Annotated in this window: 2 protein-coding genes; both read left to right on the top strand. The window is 40.4% G+C overall.

All coding sequences use genetic code 11. The features are described from left to right. The coding region (locus IDZ20_RS05790) for a hypothetical protein (protein WP_188150483.1) at positions 1-538 on the top strand (538 nt) is incomplete at its 5' end. A 127-nt stretch (positions 539-665) separates the two neighbouring features. Next, positions 666-1,226 (top strand): hypothetical protein, encoded by a 561-nt coding sequence (locus tag IDZ20_RS05785; protein WP_188150482.1) that lies wholly within the window; start codon positions 666-668, stop codon positions 1,224-1,226. Positions 1,227-1,356 lie beyond the last annotated feature (130 nt).

Raw genomic sequence — 1,356 nt, 5'->3', positions numbered from 1 at the left:
CGGCAGCAAGCTGCCTGGACTCAAAAAAGCTTTGCTTTTTCTCGCCGGTAAGCGCGGCGTTAGTTGCGAGTCCAACATGAGAATACTATTTGTTTTATTAATTATTTTCTCGATCACTGCATGTAGTTTCGAGCGCGGAAGTGATGCTGAGGAAAAAGGAACCTTCAGTGTTGGCACCCTGGATGAAAATTCCGTTCTATTAGAGAAGCTCAGAAGTGGAGGTGTATCAAGCGCCTTTATGGATAGCGAAGGATATATTGGTTATGACATTAGAGAAACCGCAGAAGTTCGCTCGATAAAAAGAGCGTTCCTTCATGAGGGCATCAATAATCCCAACAATATTGCCGCTGAAGGAGTAGTTAATGAACTTCATCTGGCCATGTATGAAGAAGCTTTCATAAGCGAGGGGATTCCTTACAAAATAGACCGGTCAGGTGATCTTATCAACATAAAATGGAGAGCCGAATACGACGAGTCAGTCGATCAAATCGTAGAGGATGTGAGTATTGCATGGTTAAAACATATCGTCAGCAACTAACAAAGCAATCTACCATCGCCCGCTACGCAGGCTGGACCTCCACTACGTTGTTTGTTTTGTGCTTTTCAGCTACGCTGGCACAAAATAAACAACTACGTTCCGGCCGGTAATTGCGGCGTTAACTTCTATGAAAACTTATCCACCTTGGTACTTACTTACAGATAAAAAACGTATTAGATTTTTTGAAGAGGAACTTGCGCGAGAGTTACATCCATCTCACAGACTTTACGGATTGAAAGCAAAATGTTTCGCTAAATCAGACAGCAACGATGATGTTGCTTTCGAATTTGAAGGCGGCTATATTGCGGTGGTTCACCTTACATATAGTGTTGAAAGTTCGGGAGGTTTTCCTGGTTATGAAAAATTTCAATCTTCTGAATCTTGGTTAGTAAATATTAAAGTTAATTTTTTAACTATGCTCAATATAAATAGTGAGTTGACGGAATTTGAATGTCTACTCTTAGATCTGATTTTAGGGCATGTAAATATCAAAGACTTTGAGCTGTATGTTTACGAGGCTAATCATTTAGAATCAGAGCTGGGATCAGATCTTTATTTAGATTTAATATCGAGTGATTTTAAGTCGTCTTACAGCGTTGCGAATGTACTAAATGAGTGGTATAAAAACATAAATCAGAATAGTGCGCGTGATTTAAGAGGTTTGGCTCGTGAATATACAAAAAGTTAACAAAGCGCTCTACCATCGGCAGCAAGCTGCCTGGACTCAAAAAAGCTTTGCTTTTTCTCGCCGGTAAGCGCGGCGTTATGCGTGGTATTGAAAAAAGCGCTTTGTCGGTTTTAGGTTTGTGGTAATTGTC

This window comes from Teredinibacter waterburyi, assembly GCF_001922985.1.
Classification (GTDB): domain Bacteria; phylum Pseudomonadota; class Gammaproteobacteria; order Pseudomonadales; family Cellvibrionaceae; genus Teredinibacter; species Teredinibacter waterburyi.
The sequence above is the reverse complement of the archived record's forward strand: the minus strand, read 5'-3'. Positions and strand labels throughout refer to the sequence as shown.

Excerpts from the sequence above, each read along its gene's own strand:
- IDZ20_RS05785 (WP_188150482.1), top strand. The coding sequence starts at position 666 with ATGAAAACTTATCCACCTTGGTACTTACTTACAGATAAAAAACGTATT.